Origin of the sequence: Burkholderia latens, from assembly GCF_001718795.1 — a bacterium.
Classification (GTDB): domain Bacteria; phylum Pseudomonadota; class Gammaproteobacteria; order Burkholderiales; family Burkholderiaceae; genus Burkholderia; species Burkholderia latens_A.
Genome location: NZ_CP013438.1, coordinates 1,809,050 through 1,825,943, shown reverse-complemented (window position 1 = coordinate 1,825,943; position 16,894 = coordinate 1,809,050). Strand labels below are relative to the sequence as shown.

Here is a 16,894-nt window from a genome sequence, read left to right as displayed (position 1 = left end):
ACGATTCGTCATGCCAATCATTCGATCCATGCGCGTCCTCGACGTGCGCTTCCCGACCTCGCGCCAGCTCGACGGTTCCGACGCGATGAATCCGGACCCCGATTATTCGGCCGCGTACGTCGTGCTCGAAACCGACCGCGACGGCCTCGAAGGTCACGGGCTCACGTTCACCATCGGGCGCGGCAACGAGATCTGCTGCGCGGCGATCGACGCGATGCGCCATCTCGTCGTCGGCCTCGACCTCGACTGGATCCGCGAGGACATGGGCCGGTTCTGGCGTCACGTGACGTCGGACAGCCAGTTGCGCTGGATCGGCCCGGACAAGGGCGCGATCCACCTCGCGACGGGCGCCGTCGTCAACGCGGTGTGGGACTTGTGGGCGAAGGCCGTCGGCAAGCCGTTGTGGCGGCTCGTCGCCGACATGAGCCCCGAGGAAATCGTGCGTGCGATCGATTTCCGCTACCTGACCGACTGCCTGACGCGCGACGAAGCGCTCGACCTTCTGCGCCGGCAGGCGCCGGGCAAGGCCGAACGCATCGCGGCGCTCGAGCGCGACGGCTACCCGTGCTACACGACGTCGGCCGGCTGGCTCGGCTACAGCGACGACAAGCTGCGCCGGTTGTGCCGCGAGGCGGTGGACGCCGGTTTCGAGCACGTGAAGCTGAAGGTCGGCGCGAACCTGGACGACGACATCCGCCGCGTGACGATCGCGCGCGACGTGATCGGCCCGGATCGCAAGCTGATGATCGATGCGAACCAGGTATGGGAAGTGCATGAAGCGATCGACTGGGTGCGCGAGCTGTCGTTCGCGAAGCCGTGGTTCATCGAAGAGCCGACGAGCCCCGACGACGTCGAAGGGCATCGGAAGATTCGCGAGGCGATCGGCCCGGTGCAGGTCGCGACCGGCGAGATGTGCCAGAACCGCGTGCTGTTCAAGCAATTCATCGAGCGCGGCGCGATCGACGTCGTGCAGATCGACGCATGCCGGCTCGGCGGCGTGAACGAGATCCTCGCGGTGTTGCTGCTCGCCGCGAAGTACGGGTTGCCGGTGTGCCCGCATGCGGGCGGCGTCGGGCTGTGCGAGTACGTGCAGCATCTGTCGATGATCGACTACGTGTGTATTTCCGGCACGAAGGAAGGGCGCGTCGCCGAATACGTCGATCACCTGCACGAGCATTTCGTCGAGCCCTGTGTCGTGCGCGGCGCCGCGTACATGCCGCCGACGGCGCCCGGATTCTCGATCGAGATGAAGCCCGAATCGCTCGAGCAGTACCGGTTCCGCGGCTGAAGCACGCCGCGCGCGGCACGGCGATGCACCGCGCGGCGTACGCGGCGACAACATGAATGACGGAGACGCGAAGTGGATTTGAATCTGCAACAGAAGGTCGTGATCGTGACCGGCGGCGCGTCGGGCATCGGCGCCGCGATCTCGATGCGGCTGGCCGGCGAAGGCGCGATTCCGGTCGTGTTCGCACGCCACGCACCGGACGACGGTTTCTGGCGCGAACTCGTTCGGCGGCAACCGCATGCAGCGAACATCGCCGTCGAACTGCAGGACGACGCGCAGTGCCGCGACGGCGTCGCGCAGACCATCGCGCGCTTCGGCCGCATCGACGGGCTCGTCAACAACGCGGGCATCAACGACAACATCGGCCTCGATGCCGGCCGCGACGCGTTCGTCGCCTCGCTGGAGCGGAACCTCGTCCACTACTACGTGATGGCGCATTACTGCGTGCCGCATCTGAAAGCGACGCGCGGCGCGATCGTCAACATCTCGTCGAAAACGGCCGTCACCGGGCAGGGCAACACGAGCGGCTACTGCGCATCGAAGGGCGCGCAGCTCGCGCTCACGCGCGAATGGGCGGTCGCATTGCGCAACGACGGCGTGCGCGTGAACGCGGTGATTCCGGCCGAAGTGATGACGCCGCTCTACCGGAGCTGGATCGCCGGCTTCGACGATCCGCAAGCGAAGATCGCGGAAATCGCCGGCAAGGTGCCGCTCGGCAAGCGCTTCACGACGGCCGACGAGATCGCGGACACCACCGTATTCCTGCTGTCGGAACGCGCGTCGCACACGACGGGCCAGTGGCTGTTCGTCGACGGCGGCTATACGCATCTCGATCGCGCGATCGGCTGAGGACGGCGAGCCATGCAACCCGATTCGGACCGGAACCTGCATACTGCCGCACCGCCGTTGATCGCATTGGCCGGCGTCAGCAAGCGTTTTCCCGGCGTGCAGGCGCTCGACGATTGCCGGTTCGACCTGCGCGCCGGCGAAGTGCACGCGCTGATGGGCGAGAACGGCGCCGGCAAATCGACGTTGATGAAAATTCTCGCCGGCGTTTATCAGAAGGACGAAGGCGAGATCCGGATGGACGGCCGCGCGGTCGAGATCGCCGATCCGCGCGCGGCACAGGCGCTCGGGATCGGCATCATCCATCAGGAACTGAACCTGATGAATCACCTGAGCGTCGCGCAAAACATCTTCATCGGCCGCGAGCCGCGCGGACGCTTCGGCGTGTTCGTCGACGAAGACAAGCTCAATCGCGACGCCGCCGCCATCTTCGCTCGGATGCGGCTCGATCTCGATCCGCGCACGCGGGTCGGCCGGCTGACGGTCGCGAAGCAGCAGATGGTCGAGATCGCGAAGGCGCTGTCGTTCGATTCGCGCGTGCTGATCATGGACGAGCCGACCGCCGCGCTGAACAACGCCGAGATCGCCGAGTTGTTCCGGATCATCCGCGACCTGCGCGCGCATGGCGTCGGCATCGTCTACATCTCGCACAAGATGGACGAGTTGCGGCAGATCGCCGATCGCGTGACGGTGATGCGCGACGGCAAGTACGTCGCGACCGTGCCGATGGCCGGCACGTCGATGGAGTCGATCATCGCGATGATGGTCGGCCGTCAGCTCGATACGCAGTTCCGCACGCCGCCCGATACGACGAAAAACGACATCGCGCTCGAAGTGCGAGGGCTGTCGCGCGGCCGCGCCATTCGCGACGTCGGCTTCACGCTGCGGCGCGGCGAGATCCTCGGCTTCGCGGGGCTGATGGGGGCGGGCCGCACCGAGGTTGCGCGCGCGGTGTTCGGTGCGGATCCGGTCGACGCGGGCGAGATCCGCGTGCACGGCAGGACCGTGACGATCCGCACGCCGGCCGATGCGGTCAGGCACGGGATCGGTTACTTGTCGGAAGATCGCAAGCAATTCGGGCTCGCGGTCGGAATGGACGTGCAGAACAACATCGCGCTGGCGAGCATGCAGCGCTTCGTGCGTCGCGGCATGTTCGTCGATGCGCGCGAGATGCGCGACGCCGCGCGGTCGTACGTGCGGCAACTCGCGATCCGCACGCCGTCGGTCGCGCAGCCCGCGCGGCTGCTGTCCGGCGGCAACCAGCAGAAGATCGTCATCGCGAAGTGGCTGCTGCGCGACTGCGACATCCTGTTCTTCGACGAGCCGACGCGCGGCATCGACGTCGGCGCGAAAAGCGAGATCTACAAGCTGCTCGATGCGCTCGCCGCCGAAGGCAAGGCGATCGTGATGATCTCGTCCGAATTGCCGGAGGTGCTGCGGATGAGCCACCGGATCCTGGTGATGTGCGAAGGGCGCGTGACCGGCGAATTGCGCGCGGCCGACGCCACGCAGGAAAAGATCATGCAGCTCGCGACGCAGCGCGAGTCGACCGTATTGTCCTGACTGTTTTGTTCAGACGCCTACCGATCATGCCCAACGATACGCATCGCGTTCCGCCTCTTGCCACCGGCGACGCGCCGGCCGGCGCACCGGGCCTGCGCGCCCGCTTCTTCAATCCGGCCGCGCGGCAGAAGCTGCTCGCGTTCGCGAGCCTCGTGCTGCTGATCGTGTTTTTCGGCTTCGCGTCGTCGAACTTTCTCGAAGTCGACAACCTGGTCGCGATCCTGCAGGCCACCGCGGTGAACGGCGTGCTGGCCGTCGCGTGCACATACGTGATCATCACGTCGGGGATCGATCTCTCCGTCGGCACGCTGATGACGTTTTGCGCTGTGATGGCCGGCGTCGTGCTGACGAAGTGGGGAATGCCGCTGCCGCTGGGGATCCTGGCCGCGCTGTGTTTCGGCGCGCTGTCGGGCAGCGTGTCCGGCTTCGTGATCGCGAAGATGAAGGTGCCGCCGTTCATCGCGACGCTCGGGATGATGATGCTGCTCAAGGGGCTGTCGCTCGTGATCTCGGGCACGCGGCCGATCTATTTCAACGACACGCCGGGCTTCACGTCGATCGCGCAGGATTCGCTGATCGGCGCCCTGATTCCCGCGCTGCCGATGCCGAACGCGGTGCTGATCCTGTTCCTCGTCGCGCTCGGCGCGTCGATCGTGCTGAACCGCACGATCTTCGGCCGCTACACGTTCGCGCTCGGCAGCAACGAGGAGGCGCTGCGGCTGTCCGGCGTGAACGTCGATGCGTGGAAGATCGCCGTCTACACGTTCAGCGGCGCGGTGTGCGGGATCGCCGGGCTGCTGATCGCATCGCGGCTCAACTCCGCGCAACCGGCGCTCGGGCAGGGCTACGAGCTCGACGCGATCGCGGCGGTCGTGATCGGCGGCACGTCGCTGTCGGGCGGCGCGGGCAGCATCGTCGGCACCATCATCGGCGCGTTCATCATGAGCGTGCTGACCAACGGGCTGCGCATCATGTCGGTCGCGCAGGAGTGGCAGACCGTCGTGACGGGCGTGATCATCATCCTCGCCGTCTACGTGGACATCCTGCGCCGGCGCCGGCGCTGACGCGCGCGCGGACGGACGAAAACAGGCACACAGGCGCATCACCGCCGGCCGGGCCGGCATTTCAGTCGATACGAACCAAGGAGACGCGAAGTGATCAGGAGCAAGGTGTTGAACGCGATCGTCGGGCTGACGTTCGCCGTCGGAGCGACGGCCGGTGCGCACGCGCAGGAAAGCTACATCCCGCTGATCTCGAAGGGCTTCCAGCATCAGTTCTGGCAGGCCGTGAAATCCGGCGCGGTGCAGGCGGCGAAAGACTACAAGGTGAAAGTGACGTTCGAGGGCCCCGAGACAGAGGCGATGGTGGACAAGCAGATCGACATGCTGTCCGCCGCGATTGCGAAGAAGCCCGCCGCACTCGGCTTCGCGGCGCTCGACAGCAAGGCCGCGCTGCCGCTGCTGAAGAAGGCGCAGGCCGAGAAGATCCCGGTCATCGCGTTCGACTCCGGCGTCGACAGCGATATCCCGGTGACGACCGCCGCGACCGACAACAAGGCCGCCGCCGCGCTCGCCGCGGACAAGCTCGCCGCGCTGATCGGCGACGACGGCGAGGTGGCCGTGGTTGCGCACGACCAGACGAGCCGCACCGGCATCGACCGCCGCGACGGTTTTCTCGAAAGGATGAAAGCGGCGCACCCGAAGGTGCAGGTCGTGACCGTGCAATACGGCGAAGGCGACCAGCTGAAGTCGACCGAAGTGACGAAGTCGATTCTGCAGGCGTATCCGAAGCTCAAGGGCTTGTTCGGCACCAACGAAGGCTCGGCGATCGGCGTGGTCAACGGCGTGCGCGAGATGAAGCGCAAGGTCGTGATCGTCGGTTACGATTCCGGCAAGCAGCAGAAGGACGCGATCCGCAGCGGGCTGATGGCCGGCGCGATCACGCAGAACCCGGTCGGGATCGGCTACAAGACGGTCGAGGCGGCCGTGAAGGCGATCAAGGGCGAGAAGCTGCCGAAGATCATCGACACCGGCTTCTACTGGTACGACAAAACCAATATCGACGACCCGAAAATCAAGGCGGTGTTGTACGACTGAGCGTGACACGACGCCGCAAGCGACGGCGAAACACGAGGACACCATGGGCGCAGTGCGTATCGATTCCCATCAGCATTTCTGGCGTTACCGCGCGGCCGACTATCCGTGGATCGGCGCCGGGATGGGCGTGCTCGCCCGCGATTACCTGCCCGCCGCGCTGTGGCCGCAGATGCATGCGCAGGCGCTCGACGCATCGATCGCGGTGCAGGCGCGCGCCGGGCGCGACGAGACCGCGTTCCTGCTCGAGCTTGCCCGCGACGACGCGCGCATTGCGGCGGTGGTCGGCTGGGAGGATCTCGGTGCACCCCAGCTGGCCGATCGTGTCGCCGAATGGCGCAGCCCGAAGCTGCGCGGCTTTCGTCATCAGCTGCAGGACGAAGCCGACGTCGCCGCATTCGTCGCGGATCCCGCGTTCAATCGCGGTATTGCGTGGCTGCAGGCGAACGGCTATGTGTACGACGTGCTCGTGTTCGAGCGTCAGTTGCGCGACGTGCGTGCGTTTTGTGCGCGGCACGATGCGCACTGGCTCGTGCTCGACCATGCGGGCAAGCCGGCGCTCGCCGAATTCGACCGCGACGATAGCGCGCTCGCGCGCTGGCGTGCCGGCCTGCGCGAGCTGGGCGCGCTGCCGCACGTCGTGTGCAAGCTGTCGGGGCTCGTGACCGAGACGGACTGGCGGCGCGGCTTGCGCGGGCCGGATATCCGCCACATCGAGCAATGCCTCGACGCGGCGCTCGACGCGTTCGGACCGCAGCGGCTGATGTTCGGATCGGACTGGCCCGTATGCCTGCTCGCGGCATCGTATGACGAAGTGGCGTCGCTGGTCGAGCGCTGGGCCGAAGCGCGGTTGTCGGCGGCCGAGCGCAACGCGTTGTGGGGCGGCACGGCCGCACGTTGCTATGCGTTGCAGGGCGATACCGGGCCCGGCAGATAAAATAGGCGCGAACGGCCCGATGCGCCGGATGCGAGCATCGCGCCGTCCGCAACACAACCGCTTACCTGTATCAACGTATGTCCATCCAGCCGATTCAGAACCGCCGCCTGTATCAGCAGATCGCCGACAAGCTCAGCGCAATGATCGAGTCCGGCGATTTCCCGCCGGGCAGTTATCTGCCGCCCGAGCGGGAACTGGCCGAACGGTTCGGCGTGTCGCGCACGTCGGTGCGCGAGGCGCTGATCGCGCTGGAGGTGAACGGACTCGTGAGCGTACGCGTCGGCGACGGCGTGAAGGTGCGTCAGCCCGGGGCGATCGCCGCACCTGCGCCGGCGATCGATACGAAGGTCGCACCGTTCTCGATCGTCGAGATCGATCCGGAGCTCGGCATCGCACTCGACCTCGATACCGAGATTCCGCCGTTCGCGCTGCTGCAGGCACGCCGGCTGATCGAGCCGGAAGCCGCGGCGCTTGCCGCGAAGCACGGCTCGGACGCGCAGATCGAAGGCATTCACGACGCGTTCCTGCGCAACCAGGAAGACAATCGCAGCGGCTCGCTCACCCATCCGGGCGACCGGCTGTTCCATATCCGTATCGCGGAAGCGAGCGACAACGCGGCGTATGCACTGATGATCAAGCAGCTGCTCGCGCACAAGTACGACCCGATGTTCCAGCGGCTGCAGTCGCTGTACATGCCGAACGACATGCCGCACCGGTCGGAACTCGAGCACCGGGCGATCCTCGATGCAATCCGTGCGCGCGACCCGGAGGCCGCGCGCCGTGCGATGGCCGCACACCTCGACGAAGTGATCGAAATCTTCGGCCGCGCGCTCGACTGAGCGCGGGCGATCGCACGCGCGCGCGGTTCAGGCGTTTCGCATCCCGCATCAGAAGCGGTCGGCGCGGTAGGGCGTCGGGTCGGTGAACGGCGTCTCGCCGGTCATCATTTCCGCGAGCAGGCGGCCGGACACAGGACCGAGCGTGAGCCCGTGATGGTTGTGCCCGAACGAAAACCACAGCCCGCGATGCGCGGGCGCGGGGCCGATCACCGGCCGCATGTCGGGCGTGCACGGCCGGAAACCCAGCCACGGCTGCGGATCGAGCCGCGCGCCGAAGCCGAACACCGGGCGCGCGATGCGTTCCGCGCGATCGAGCTGCACGCCCGTCGGCGGCAGCCCGCGCCGTGCGATTTCGACGCCGGTCGTCAGCCGCAACCCGCGCCGCATCGGTGCGATCACGTACCCGTATTCGCGATCGACGATCGGTGCCGACGGCGTGCCGCGTTCGGATGGTGCGTAGTGCATGTGATAGCCGCGCTTCTCGCGCAGCGGGATCTTGTAGCCGAACTTGCCGAATACCGTGTCCGACCACGGGCCCAGCGCGACGACCACCGACGGCGCGGCGATGTTGCCGTCGTCCGTCATGACTTGCCACCCGGGCGACAACGCGTCGAGGCTCGCCGCATCGCCGGTGAGCAGCGTGCCGCCGCCTTGCACGAAGAGCTGCGCGTAGGCTTTGACGAGCGCGGACGGATCGACGACGCTTTTCGGGTCGAGCCAGTGCAGCGCACCGCAGAAGCCCGGTGCGAGGCTCGGTTCCTGTGCGCGCAGTGCGGACGCGTCGAGCGGCGTGATGCCGAGCCCGTGGCGGCGCGCGGTGAGCCCGGCATCGGCGACCGCGCGTTCGAACGCGGCCGGCGTGCGGAACGCTTCCATCCAGCCGCTTGCGCGCACCAGTTCACCTGCGCCGGCCCGCGCGATCAGCGCGTCGTGCTCGACGATGCAGCGCTCGATCAGCGGCAACATGTCACGCGATGCTGCCGCGTGGCGCATCGGCGCGGATTCCCACCAGAAGCGCGCGAGCCACGGCGCGAAGGCAGGCAGCGACATGCTGTGCCAGTAGAGATCGGTCGAGCGGTTCAGCGCATAGCGCATCAGCGTGAACGGGCTGCGCGGAAACGGATACGGCTCGATCGACGAGCGCTCGATCAAGCCCGCGTTGCCGAAGCTCGTGCCTTCGCCGGGTGCGCCGCGGTCGACCAGTGCGACCTTGCGGCCGCGATCCTGCAGATGCAGCGCGGCGGATACGCCGACGATGCCTGCGCCCAGAACGATTACGTCGAAGTCCATTCGGTAGTGGCCATTGGCGGTGCGCTTGGCCGCGATGCGGCGGGCGCGCCCTGGTTGGAGATCGTATGAAGTGAAAGCATACTCGCGGCCGCGTGACGCACCAAGAGGGTATGCGCTGACGACATGGTGCAGGTGGCCCGCGCACGACGAATCGGGATCGTTTGGGTCAGTCGGGGCAGCCGCGTGCGCACGTTTCGGCATTGATGTACGGCCCGCGCTGTAGATTCGGCAAATCGCCGCCGACGAATGCATGACGCTGGCGCATCGACGTTTCCAACCGGCTCGCCGATCGACGTCGTCGCCGCAGAATCAGCGTCACGTGCAGCGTTCCCGATTCAGCAGATTTTTCCGCGCTATTCGCGGGTGTATCCCACTGGTTTGGGATGCGAATTTTTATCTAAGATTGAAGGACCTGTGCGCGGGATACGGTCGCTGCACGCGCATGGCTGGCAGGGCGCAGCACCGGAACCACTGCAACAGAATGTCTTCATCATGGACGCGAGCGTGTGCGCGGCGGCTGCGGGTATTGCAGTCGCATCGACGCCAGCGTGCGCGGCGGCAATCGCTGCCCGCAAGGCGTCCGGCCCACAGGGCCGAGCCGCCACGCTGCGTCACGCGTTCGTCGCAATCGTTTGCGTTCTGAGCATCGCCCGCGGCGTCCTCGCAGGCGCACCCGCCGATGCCGGCGATCCGGTCGAGCCGATGCAATTCGCCGGCACCACGACCCCCGCCAATCCCGCCGGCCCAGCCTTTTCGTCACACGACTCCGCCGTGCGGCAGGTCGTGCTCGGCATCGTGAGTTTCACGCGCTGGCCGACCACGTCCGGTCGCCTGCGTCTGTGCGTGACCGGCAGAACCGGCTACGCGAGCGGCCTCACCGACACGTTGCAAGCCGGTTCGACGGCGATCGATACGCGGCGTGTGCGCGCCGACGATCCGGCACTCGGCGGCGAGTGCGACGTCGTGTATCTCGGCGCGCTCGGCAGCGATGAGCGAACCCGCGTGCGCGCGGCGCTGGCGGGCCATCCGGTCCTGACCATCGACGAGCACGATCCGTCCTGCACGGCCGGCAGCATGTTTTGTCTGACCGTAGAAGGCGAGCGCGTGACGTTCGACGTCAATCTGGATGCGGTCGAGCGCAGCGGCGTGCGCGTTCATCCCAATGTGCTCGGCCTCGCGCGGCGACCGGTGACGCCATGACACGTTCCGCGCCCCCCGTTGCCCCGTCACGCGTGCCGCGCCCGACGCTGCAAAGCGTGTTGCGCCGTGCGCACCTGCGCCTCGCGTTCGTTGCGGTCGCGATGGCCGCCGTGTCGCTGATCGTCGTGGCCGTGATCGCGTTGCGCGCCTATGCCGGCAACAATCTGAACCTGCTTGCCCGCTCGCTCGGCTATACGGTCGAGGCGGCGCTCGTGTTCGGGGACCGCGTCGCGGCGAACGAGGCGATCGCGACGATCGCCGGCGACGAGGACGTCGCGCAGATCGTCGTCGTCGACGGCAACGGGCAACTGTTCGCGACGTGGAAGCTGCCGGCCAGAGGCGGAATCGCCAGCCTCGAGCGCGGCGTCGCCGGCCTCGTGTTGCCGGGGCCCGCGAACGTTCCGGTGATGCACGACGGTATCGTCGTCGGTCAGGTCATCGTGCGTGGCCGCGGGCACCAGTTCTTCGGGTTCCTGGTCGGCGGCATCGGCGGCATTCTCGGCTGCCTCGTCGTCAGTATGTTCGGCGCTTACATCAGCTCGAAGCGGCTGCTGCACAACATCGTCGCGCCGCTGCGCGCGCTCGCCGGCGTCGCGCACGCCGTGCGGCGCGAGCGTGCGTTCGCACGGCGCGTGGAGCCGGTGGCGATCGCGGAGCTGAACCAGCTCGGCGACGACTTCAACGCGCTGCTCGACGAATTCGAAGAATGGCAGAACACGCTGCGCGACGAGAACGCATCGCTCGAGCACAAGGCAACGCACGACGCGCTCACCGGTTTGCCCAATCGCGCGCAGTTCGAGTCGCGTCTGTCGGTTGCGTTGTGCGATGCCGTGGTGACGGGGCAGCGGGTCGCCGTGCTGTATCTCGATTGCGATCGCTTCAAGGAAATCAATGACGGCCTGGGCCACGACGCCGGCGATGCGGTGCTGGTTGGCGTCGCGGCGCGGCTGCGCACGCAGGTGCGCGAGACCGATCTGGTCGCTCGGCTCGGGGGCGACGAGTTTGCGGTGATGCTGGCCGGCGTGCGCGAAGCGGACAGCGTGTGCCGGATCGCCGACGAGATCTTGTCCGGCATGGCGCCGTCGATCGCGCTGTCCGACGGACACATGGTGGCCACCATGATGAGTGTCGGCGTTGCGCTGTATCCCGATCACGCGTCGGACGCGAGCGGTCTGCTGCGCGCGGCGGATGCCGCGATGTACCGCGCCAAGCGAGCGCGGCCGGGTTCGTGGCAACTGGCGGAAGGTGTTGCCGGGCGAGTTTGATGGCAATCGTTTCGCGCTGCGGACGAGGCCGCAGCTGCGGGATAAAAAGCGCACGCGACGCGGGCGCACGAAGGGGACGCGATCATGAAAAGCTCGTTGCCAATGAGCATTGGGAGGATGGGCGTCGGGGGCGCGGTGCTGCTGTGCGTGCTGCTTGTCGGCTGCAAGACGGCGCCGTTGCATCGGGGGCTCACGCAGACGCAGGTCACGGCGCTGAAGTCGGCCGGGTTTCACGAGACCGACCAGGGTTTCGAGTTCGGTTCGGCCGGGCCGATCCTGTTCGACTTCGATCGGTATAACCTGAAGCCGGATGTCAGGCGGATCGTCGAGCGGATCGGCAGGACGTTGAAGTCGGCGGAAATCAACGGGGTCCGGGTGTACGGGTATTCGGATCAGGAAGGGGATGCGGCTTACGACCTGGAGTTGTCCCGGCGACGGGCCGAGGTGGTGGCCGGTGAGCTTGTCGATGCGGGGCTGGACGGGAAGCGGATTTCGATCGTCGGCAAGGGGAAGAGCGATCCGGTCGGCGATAACCGCACGCCGGCCGGAAGAATGCAGAATCGGCGGGCGGCGATCGTGGTTTCGCCGAGGTGACGGGTATCGTCGTTCAGCGTGAGCCGTAGATGTTCTCGCAGAGCGCGACACTCGCGCCGAGCTTGCGGGATAGATCGGCCGCTGCGTCCAGTTGCGGCCGATCCAGTTCCCCCGACTCGTGCGCGACGCTGAGGCGAGACGCGGGACCGGAAAGCGTCAGCGCCGCCATGAACTTGTCGCCTGCACCAAAGATCGGCACCGCGAACGCTGCCGTGTGCACATCGCGCGCGCCGGCGGTGAAAAGGGGCAGTGCGGGTGGCGTGTCATAAATCGGTTCGCCGAGTCCCCAGAAGCGGATCACATGGCTGATGGCCGTGTCGTCGAGCGGCAGCATCGTCCCCGCGAGCCGCGTTTCACGCAGGCCTTCGGACGGCTCGGCGCGAAACAGGCAAAGCCGCTGCCCGTTGTCGTGCACGTAGTACGACGCGCTTTCTTTCGTCAGCGCGGCCAGCGCGTGCAGCGCCGGTTCGACTACCGTGGACAGATGGAATGACTGCTCATACAGTTTGCCGAGGTACAGCACGCGGTGTCCAAGCGAATAGTTGCCGGATTGCGCGCGCACGACATACCCCATTCGCTCCAGCGAATTCATGAGCCGATAGACCGTCGTCTTGTGCATGCCGGATGCCTGCGACAGCATCGCAAGCGACTGCGATTCGGCGCCGGGCTTGAAGCAGTCCAGCAGCGAAAGCGCCTTTTCCACGGCAACGACCCCGTCGTTTCCCATTCTGTCTCTCCCGTCGATTCTCTCCAGATATTGTACAGAGTAAAACGCTGGTTTACCACGTAAAAGGGTAAACGCCAGTGTCATCGTGCACGCCTGATGGTTATAGTGATTTCACCATGTACACCAGTGTTGTACAGAGTACAACACTCAACCCGAGGTCGAATCATGAGCAAGCCATCCATCAGCCCTTCTCCGATCAATCGCGACATCGAGCGCGTGCCGCCCGAACTGGTTCAGGCCGCCGCGCGCTATCAAGCCGCGATCCTGGCCGACGTCGCCGGCCGCCGCGGCACGGTGCATGGCCGTGTGCGCCCGCTGTCGCCGACGATGAAGGTTGCCGGCCCTGCGATCACGGTCGAAGTTCGCGCGGGCGACAACCTGGCGATCCATGCGGCGCTTGCCGTCGCGAAGCCGGGCGACGTCGTCGTCGTCGATGGCAAGGGCGACATCTCGTGCGCGCTGCTCGGTGAAATCATGGCGGCGCAGGCGAAGGCGAGCGGCATCGCCGGCATCGTGATCGATGGCGCGGTACGTGACGCGCACGAACTGGCCAACGGCGACTACCCGATCTTCTCGGCCGGCCTCAATCCGTGCGGGCCGACCAAAAGCATCGCGGGACGCGTGAATGCACCGATTTCGCTGGGCGGCGCGGCGGTCAATCCGGGCGACCTGGTGGTCGGGGACGCCGACGGCATCGTCGTCATTCCGCGCGCCGACGTTGCGCGCATCGTCGATCTCGCGCAGAAAAAGCTCGACGTAGAGACCGCGCGTATTGCGGCGATTCACAAGGGCGATCTTCGTCCGGGCTGGATCGAGAAGGAACTGCGCGCGGCGGGCATGCTGGCCGAAGACGAGGTGCTGTGATGCTGGCCGCTTCGCACAAGCCCGTGGTCCTCGTGACCGCCGCCGACCTCGCGCCGCAAGCGCTCGAGATGCTGGCGCAGTTCGACGTCGTGTTCGCCGGCAAGCAACCGACCGAGGACGACATTGTGTCGCTCTGCACGCGGCACAAGCCGGTCGCGATCATCGTCCGGTACGGCAAGATCAACGCACGCATCATGGATGCGGCCGAAAACCTGCAGGTGATTTCGAAACACGGCAGCGGCATCGACGTGATCGATCAGGACGCTGCCGCCGCACGCGGTATAGCGGTGCGAGCCGCTGTCGGCGCGAACGCGGCCGCCGTAGCCGAGCACGCGTGGGCGCTGCTGCTCGCGTGTGCGAAGTCGGTTCCGCAGCTCGATGTCCGCATGCGCGAAGGCCATTGGGACAAGTCCACGCACAAGTCCATCGAACTCGACGGCCGCACGCTCGGTCTCGTCGGGCTCGGCGCGATCGGGCGCCGCGTGGCCGCGATCGGCGCGGCGTTCGGCATGCAGGTACTCGCGTTCGATCCGTTCGCGAACGAAGCGCCCGCGGGCGTGAAGCTGGTGCCGCTCGACACGCTGTACGCGGAGTCGGACGTCGTGTCGATGCATTGTCCGTTGACGGCCGACAACCGCCGGATGCTCAACCGCGACACGCTCGCGCGCTTCAAGCGCGGGGCGATTCTCGTCAATACCGCACGCGGCGGCTTGATCGACGAAGCCGCGCTCGTGGACGCATTGACGAGCGGTCAATTGCACGCGGCGGGACTCGACAGCTTCGACGTGGAGCCGATGACGGCGCCGCACCCGTTCCAGCGGATCCCCAACGTGATTCTGTCTCCGCATATCGGCGGCGTGAGCGATGCCGCATACGTGAACATGGGGAAGGGCGCCGCTGCGAACATTCTCGCGGTGCTCGACGAACGCGCGCACAGCGCGGCCTGAACGCTGAACATCGAGGTAAGCATGTTTTATCTGACGAGTCCGCAAGTGCGCGAAGCCGACGTATTCACGCGCATGCCGGAGAAGTTCCGCAAGCCGGACGTCCGCACGGAATGGGCGCGCGCGAACCGCGGCGGAATGGTCACGGATTCCTTTCTCGAAGGGCCCGTCTGGGATCCGGACGGTTATCTGTTCGTCACCGACATTCCGCACGGGCGCATCTTCCGCATTTCGCCGTCGGGCGACTGGGAACTCGTTGCCGAATACGACGGCGAGCCCAACGGGATGAAGCGCTTCGATGCATCGCACCTGATCATCACCGACTACCGGAACGGCCTGATGCTGCTCGATATCGAGCGCGGTGAAGTCCGTCCGTACCTCGAGCGGCGCAACACCGAGCGCTTCAAGGGCGTGAACGACCTGACGTTCGACTCGGCCGGCAACATCTATTTCACCGACCAGGGGCAGACCGGGCTGCACGATCCGACGGGCCGCGTGTATCGGCTGTCGCCAGACGGAAAGCTCGACATGCTGATCGGCACCTGCCCGAGCCCGAACGGGCTCGTCCTGTCGCGCGACGAGAAGGTGCTGTTCGTCGCGATGACGCGCGGCAATGCCGTCTGGCGCATGCCGCTGCAGGCCGACGGCTCGGTCACCAAGGTCAGTCAGTTCTTCACGTCATACGGACCGAGCGGCCCCGACGGCATCACCGTCGATCTCGAAGGCCGCCTGTTCGTCGCGAATCCGGGGCTCGGCCACGTGTGGGTGCTCAACCACTGCGCGGAGCCCATCGAGATCCTGACCGGGCCGAAAGGCGCGTCGCTCACGAGCGTGTGCTTCGGCGGCCCGGAGATGAAGACGCTTTTCATTACCGAATCGACGTCCGGTTCAGTGCTGAAAGCGGATATGAGCATTGCCGGTCCGCTGCCGAACCAGGCGGCGAAGAAGGACTGAAACCCGCGAGCCGGGACGCCGCTGGTCGGCTTCCCGCCAGCATGCCGAAAGATCGCGCCGTCAGCTGCGCGACGAAGGAGACAAGCATGACCGTTTCGCACGTGCTGCGTGCCGGCGACGACTCACCGCGCGCCGACGCGCAACCCGCAGAGCGTCTGGCCGGCGACGATTACGCGGCCAGCGAGCGCACGCTCGCCAGGGCGTTCCGGCGCATTCTGCCGTTCATCTTCGTCTGCTACGTAATCAGTTATCTCGACCGGACCAACGTCGGCTTTGCCGCACTTACGATGAACAAGGATCTCGGCCTCACGGCCGAGCAGTTCGGCGTCGGTGCGGGACTGTTCTTCATCGGCTATTTCCTGTTCGAGATTCCGAGCAACCTGATCATGCAGAAGGTCGGGGCGCGCGTGTGGATCGCGAGAATCATGATCACGTGGGGACTGTTCTCGATGGCGACGGCGTTCGTCGTCGGACCGACGAGCTTCGCGGCTGCGCGCTTTCTGCTCGGGCTCGCCGAGGCGGGATTCACGCCCGGCATCTATCTGTATTTCACGCACTGGTTTCCCGGCAAATGGCGCGCGAAGGTAACGGCTGCATTTCTCGTCGGCATTCCTGTCGCAAACATGATCGGCTCGCCGATTTCCGGTGCGCTGCTCGAGCTCGGCGGCCTGCATGGGCTGCGCAGCTGGCAGTGGTTGCTGCTGATCGAAGGCATTCCTGCAGTGATGCTCGGCATCGCGTGCCTGTTCGTGCTGGCCGACCGTCCCGAGAAAGCCGCGTGGCTCAGTGACGAAGAGAAGGCGTCGCTCGCGAAGCGCCTCGCGTTCGAGCAGCGCGACATCGGCGCGAAGCACGGCAGCAACCTGCGCGACGCCATGACGAACTGGCGCGTGTTCGTGCTCGCGTTCATCAACTTCTGCGGGATCGTCGGCTCGCTCGGCGTCGGCTTGTGGATGCCGCAGATCATCAGGCAGTTCGGCGTCGAACATGCGGTGGTCGGCTGGCTGACGGCCATTCCGTATGCGATCGGTGCCGGCGCGATGCTCTGGTGGGCGCGCGTCGCCAATCGTGCGGCCAACCGCATTCCGCATGTCGCAAGCGCGTTGGCCGTCGCGGCCGTGGCGTTGTGCGCGAGCGCCTTCATTCATGCGCCGGCCTTCAAGCTGATCGCACTGTGCGTCGCGGTGAGCGGGATCCTCGCGTTCCAGGCGACGTACTGGGCCATTCCGTCGGGATTCCTCACCGGGCGGGCCGCCGCGGGCGGACTCGCGCTGATCGTGTCGGTCGGCAATCTCGGCGGCTTCGTCGGGCCGTCGATGATCGGCGCGCTCAAGCAGTTCTCCGGCGGCTTTACCGCGCCGCTCGTCGCCGTGTCCGGTGTGCTGCTGCTCGGCGCGTTGACCATTGCATGGCTCGGCGATCCGGGTTCGGACGCCGGCGAAGCGCCCGCAGCTCGCGAGTCGTGAATTTTCCTTCGTCAGTTCCGCCTA

Annotated in this window: 16 protein-coding genes; 14 read left to right on the top strand and 2 right to left on the bottom strand. The window is 66.4% G+C overall.

The window, feature by feature from the left end; translation table 11 throughout:
• The first annotated feature begins 10 nt into the window (after positions 1-10).
• The 7 genes from WK25_RS27410 (at position 11) to WK25_RS27380 (ending at position 7,566) form a co-directional block, all read left to right on the top strand.
• Entirely contained in the window at positions 11-1,288 is a 1,278-nt protein-coding gene (locus WK25_RS27410; RefSeq protein ID WP_069243267.1) for an L-fuconate dehydratase, read from the top strand.
• Between the two features lie 72 nt (positions 1,289-1,360).
• Positions 1,361-2,137, top strand: a complete 777-nt coding sequence (locus tag WK25_RS27405; protein ID WP_069243266.1) for an SDR family oxidoreductase — start codon at positions 1,361-1,363, stop codon at positions 2,135-2,137.
• 12 nt (positions 2,138-2,149) lie between these two features.
• On the top strand, positions 2,150-3,697 hold the full coding sequence (locus tag WK25_RS27400; protein WP_069243265.1) for a sugar ABC transporter ATP-binding protein: 1,548 nt from the start codon (positions 2,150-2,152) through the stop codon (positions 3,695-3,697).
• 26 nt (positions 3,698-3,723) lie between these two features.
• Entirely contained in the window at positions 3,724-4,761 is a 1,038-nt protein-coding gene (locus WK25_RS27395; RefSeq protein WP_069243264.1) for an ABC transporter permease, read from the top strand.
• A 90-nt stretch (positions 4,762-4,851) separates the two neighbouring features.
• Positions 4,852-5,793: an ABC transporter substrate-binding protein gene (locus WK25_RS27390; protein WP_040140737.1), complete on the top strand. Its 942-nt coding sequence runs from the start codon at positions 4,852-4,854 to the stop codon at positions 5,791-5,793.
• Between the two features lie 43 nt (positions 5,794-5,836).
• On the top strand, positions 5,837-6,727 hold the full coding sequence (locus WK25_RS27385; RefSeq protein WP_069243263.1) for an amidohydrolase family protein: 891 nt from the start codon (positions 5,837-5,839) through the stop codon (positions 6,725-6,727).
• Positions 6,728-6,804: 77 nt separating this feature from the next.
• Complete coding sequence (locus tag WK25_RS27380; RefSeq protein ID WP_040140733.1) at positions 6,805-7,566, top strand: FadR/GntR family transcriptional regulator; 762 nt, start codon at positions 6,805-6,807, stop codon at positions 7,564-7,566.
• Between the two features lie 48 nt (positions 7,567-7,614).
• Here WK25_RS27380 and WK25_RS27375 read toward each other — a convergent pair whose 3' ends face one another.
• Entirely contained in the window at positions 7,615-8,856 is a 1,242-nt protein-coding gene (locus WK25_RS27375; RefSeq protein ID WP_059544480.1) for an NAD(P)/FAD-dependent oxidoreductase, read from the bottom strand.
• Between the two features lie 492 nt (positions 8,857-9,348).
• Here WK25_RS27375 and WK25_RS27370 point away from each other — a divergent pair, with 492 nt between their 5' ends.
• The 3 genes from WK25_RS27370 (at position 9,349) to WK25_RS27360 (ending at position 11,915) form a co-directional block, all read left to right on the top strand.
• Positions 9,349-10,056, top strand: coding sequence for a YfiR family protein (locus WK25_RS27370; RefSeq protein WP_040140729.1), 708 nt, complete (start codon positions 9,349-9,351; stop codon positions 10,054-10,056).
• A complete protein-coding gene (locus WK25_RS27365; protein WP_069243262.1) occupies positions 10,053-11,321 on the top strand; it encodes a diguanylate cyclase domain-containing protein in 1,269 nt (422 codons plus the stop codon). The genes WK25_RS27370 and WK25_RS27365 overlap by 4 nt, the downstream gene beginning before the upstream one ends.
• An 84-nt stretch (positions 11,322-11,405) precedes the next feature.
• Entirely contained in the window at positions 11,406-11,915 is a 510-nt protein-coding gene (locus WK25_RS27360) for an OmpA family protein (RefSeq protein ID WP_059544479.1), read from the top strand.
• Positions 11,916-11,928: 13 nt separating this feature from the next.
• Here the strand turns inward: WK25_RS27360 and WK25_RS27355 are convergent, their stop codons facing one another.
• Positions 11,929-12,642 carry an IclR family transcriptional regulator gene (locus WK25_RS27355; protein WP_040140723.1) on the bottom strand — a complete coding sequence of 238 codons (714 nt, stop codon included), beginning with the start codon at positions 12,640-12,642 and terminating at the stop codon, positions 11,929-11,931.
• Positions 12,643-12,807: 165 nt separating this feature from the next.
• Here WK25_RS27355 and WK25_RS27350 point away from each other — a divergent pair, with 165 nt between their 5' ends.
• From WK25_RS27350 to WK25_RS27335, 4 genes are all read left to right on the top strand, one after another.
• A complete protein-coding gene (locus WK25_RS27350; protein ID WP_069243261.1) occupies positions 12,808-13,506 on the top strand; it encodes an RraA family protein in 699 nt (232 codons plus the stop codon).
• Positions 13,506-14,453 carry a hydroxyacid dehydrogenase gene (locus WK25_RS27345; protein ID WP_040140719.1) on the top strand — a complete coding sequence of 316 codons (948 nt, stop codon included), beginning with the start codon at positions 13,506-13,508 and terminating at the stop codon, positions 14,451-14,453. The genes WK25_RS27350 and WK25_RS27345 overlap by 1 nt, the downstream gene beginning before the upstream one ends.
• Positions 14,454-14,474: 21 nt before the next feature.
• Positions 14,475-15,404, top strand: a complete 930-nt coding sequence (locus WK25_RS27340; protein WP_069243260.1) for an SMP-30/gluconolactonase/LRE family protein — start codon at positions 14,475-14,477, stop codon at positions 15,402-15,404.
• A gap of 86 nt (positions 15,405-15,490) precedes the next feature.
• Positions 15,491-16,870, top strand: coding sequence for an MFS transporter (locus WK25_RS27335; protein ID WP_040140715.1), 1,380 nt, complete (start codon positions 15,491-15,493; stop codon positions 16,868-16,870).
• Positions 16,871-16,894 lie beyond the last annotated feature (24 nt).